General features: G+C 58.5%; 2 protein-coding genes and 1 pseudogene. 2 read left to right on the top strand and 1 reads right to left on the bottom strand.

What is annotated here, in order from left to right:
- Nucleotides 1-237: 237 nt before the first annotated feature.
- Nucleotides 238-831 (top strand): LysE family translocator, encoded by a 594-nt coding sequence (locus tag QD461_RS36450; protein ID WP_414091625.1) that lies wholly within the window; start codon nt 238-240, stop codon nt 829-831.
- A 138-nt stretch (nt 832-969) separates the two neighbouring features.
- Entirely contained in the window at nt 970-2343 is a 1374-nt protein-coding gene (locus QD461_RS36445; protein WP_414091624.1) for an ISNCY family transposase, read from the top strand.
- 6 nt (nt 2344-2349) lie between these two features.
- Here the strand turns inward: QD461_RS36445 and QD461_RS36440 are convergent.
- Nucleotides 2350-3088, bottom strand: a pseudogene (locus QD461_RS36440) (hypothetical protein).
- Nucleotides 3089-3226: the final 138 nt, after the last annotated feature.

The following is a 3226-nucleotide window of genomic DNA, read 5'->3' as shown; positions in this document are numbered from 1 at the left end:
CCGCAAAGTCCCCGGCAAAACTGCACCGGAAAGCATCATTCCCCGCTCAGTGCCGCCAGCAAGCAGTCGGAACGAGATACGGCGTCCTTCATCTCCGGCGGGTTGGCTCTCAATTCCCCATAACAGCGTCAAACAACCCGCGTCTTAGTTCAATCCGGCTTACATGAGGTCGCCCGAAGTCGCAGCACCGCCCATGCGACCTCAAATAACCCTCCAGATTCCGTGACAATTGATTTGATGAATCTGTCTCTTTTCTCGCTTGCTTCGGTGGTTCTGCTTGGGTCGCCTGGGCCTGCCATTGCGGCGCTTATCGCCGTTGGCAAAGAGCGGGGATTTTTCCAGGGCCTGCGCTTTTATGCCGGCCTGCAGCTGGGCTTGGCAACTGCCGCCGGCGCTAGTGCCGCTGGCCTCTTTTCGGCATTTGCGGCTATTCCGGGAGCTACAAAGACGATGATGTTCATCGCGACGGCCTATTTGCTCTATCTTTCTTACAAGATCGCTTTCGCCCCGGTTGGGGCAAGCGAGGCGGAGGCTGGATCGAGCTTCGCTTCGACGGTGGGTGGTGGAATGCTCCTAGGCGTTACGAATCCGAAGGCTTATATTGCGTTTGCATCTCTGATGGCGTCTTACGCTATCGCCCGGCTGGACACCGTAGCGGACATGTCGATCAAGTGGATTATCTGCGTTGTCGTCATGATCGTTGCCGACCTTGCCTGGCTCTGGGCTGGCGTCGTCTTAGGCCGGGCCGATCTCAAGCCGACGACCGAGCGGACGATCAATGCCCTGATGGGCTGCACGATCCTTGCGACTGCGTTGATGGCCATTCTGTAGCCGGCGGCGCAACATCATTTAGTTCCATAATTCAGATTATCTGATCACCTTATGTGTAGCCGCAAAGTTGAAGTGTCCTGTTTTTGCAAAGTTGGAATGTCACTCTCCCCGGGTTTTTGATGACCTGGGAGATTGCGGATGGGACTGATTGCGATGAGCGAGCGCGATCTGCAGCGGATCGAGATTTTGTCGAAGGTGATCGCCGGCCGCATGACGCTGGTGTCGGCGGCGCATGTGCTTGATCTGAGCACGCGCCAGGTCCGTCGTCTTCTGGATCGGATCAGCACTGGCGGTGCGGCGTCGATCCGGCACAAGGCGATCGGCCGGCCGTCGAACAATCGGATTTGTGATGGCGTTCGCGATTACGCGGTGACGCTGGTTCGTGAGCGCTATGCGGATTTCGGGCCGACGCTGGCGGCCGAGAAGCTTGCCGAGCGCGATGGCTTGCGGGTGTCACGCGAGACGCTTCGAAGCTGGATGGTGGATGCCGGCCTCTGGCTGTCGCGCAAGCAGCGGCGGACGTTTCATCAACCGCGGCTGCGGCGCGAAGCCTATGGTGAGCTGGTGCAGATCGACGGCTCCGAGCACCGCTGGTTCGAGGACCGCGGACCGCCGTGTTCGCTGCTGGTGTTCGTCGACGATGCGACCGGCAAGCTGATGCAGTTGCGCTTTGTTCGTTCGGAAAGCGCCTTCACTTACTTCGAGGCGCTGGAGCGCTATCTGAAGCGGCACGGCGCACCGATCGCCTTTTATTCGGACAAGCACTCGGTGTTTCGGGTGGCGAAGAAGGATGCCAAGAGTGGCCAGGGCATGACGCAGTTCGGGCGGGCACTCTCGGAACTAAACATCGAGATTCTTTGTGCAAATTCGAGCCAGGCCAAGGGCCGTGTCGAGCGGATGAACCGGACGCTGCAGGATCGGCTGGTCAAGGAGCTGCGGCTTGCCGGGATCAGCAACATGGAGGCAGGCAATGTGTTTCTGCCAGACTTCATAGAGGCATACAATGCACGATTTGCGGTTGCCCCTGCTCGTTCGGAAGATCTGCATCGGCCGATGAACCTGGCTCCGGATCGGTTGACGGAGATCCTGTGCAAACGCGAGCAGCGTTATGTTGGATCGCAGCTGACCTTTTCGTTCGAGCGCAAGCGGGTCATGCTGGAGGAGACCGAGGTGACGCGCGGTCTGGTTGGTCGCTATGTCGAGACCTATGCCTATGCGGATGGTCGCCTGGATGTGCGCTGGAAAGGCTATTGCCTGCCCTACCGGGTGTTCGACATGGACCAGCGGGTGACGCATGCGGCGATCACCGAGAACAAGCGGCTCGGTGATATCCTGGCTTACGTCAAGGAGCGCCAAGACCAGCAGATGAAGCCGGTGGTGAAGACCAATAGCGAGAAGAATGGCTACACGCCGCGTGGTCGCAAGCCGGGCCGGCCGAAAGACTTCATGAACGATCCGGCGGTGATTGCCCGGCGCGAGAGGGCACTGTCGAGACAGCCTGCTGCGGAATAAAGATCGTCAATGCACGCCAATGTCGCTTTGCGTATCCGATTCCAACTGCAGGCAAGCTGCCCAAAGTGGCGTCTTGTGGAAGCATCCGTCCTGCGGAAGAGTGAGCCCCTCTCGTGCCTCATAGAGCAAACCCAACCAGCACAAGCGCCGAAAGACGCCATACTTTAGGTCGGATCTCAATGCCCAGGCTTCCATGGTCATTTCGGTGTCCGACAGGTGCGCCAGGCTTGGATAGAGGATTTTCATAATGTCTATGAGGGAGCAACCTGCTCTTGCTTTGATATTGAGAAGATTGAGGAACATGCGCCACCAGCGCCATCGCTCGCGCACCTCCTGCTCCTGTTCGATGTCATGGACATACGAATAGAGATAGTCGGTGGCAATCAGATCGAAGAAGGCTTGCGGTTTTGCCAAAAACTCGCGGCCGCGTTTGGTTGGGAGCAGCACGTCCTTGTTTTTACGAAGAAGTTTGAAGTGGCGGGCCATGTCGCGCCCGACCCAGAGCGGTGGCATGTCGCTTTCATTGAGTACCTTGCTCATGCTGTAGAGGTCTTCGGCTGTGAATCCTGGCCAGAGGAAGTGCACAGCGGCCCAATGCACGAACTTACGGTTCATGGCGCCGGTCGCCGTCAACCCGATGCCCCCCCTCGCCCTCCGCATAGGCAACCGAAAGAAGCATGCCGCGCATCAGCGGCGACAGAGCGGCGACATCGACGTCACCCAGCAATTTGATTTCCGGCAGCATGGCGCAGTCCTGGTTCTAACCTGGTGGCATGTCGATGCCGTCAACCATCTACCAGGAGAAGACGAATTGATAGTGAGGAAGCTAAAGCCGAAGGGGTGCGTCTCACCCGCCCCCTCCCCTTCCCTTGCAACCCGGCCC

This window comes from Rhizobium sp. BR 314, from assembly GCF_047445805.1.
Classification (GTDB): domain Bacteria; phylum Pseudomonadota; class Alphaproteobacteria; order Rhizobiales; family Rhizobiaceae; genus Rhizobium; species Rhizobium lusitanum_B.
The sequence above is the reverse complement of the archived record's forward strand: the minus strand, read 5'-3'. Positions and strand labels throughout refer to the sequence as shown.

What these genes read in the sequence shown, in the direction of transcription:
- QD461_RS36450 (WP_414091625.1), top strand. Translation starts at nt 238, where the DNA reads ATGAATCTGTCTCTTTTCTCGCTTGCTTCGGTGGTTCTGCTTGGGTCG.
- QD461_RS36445 (WP_414091624.1), top strand. Translation starts at nt 970, where the DNA reads ATGGGACTGATTGCGATGAGCGAGCGCGATCTGCAGCGGATCGAGATT.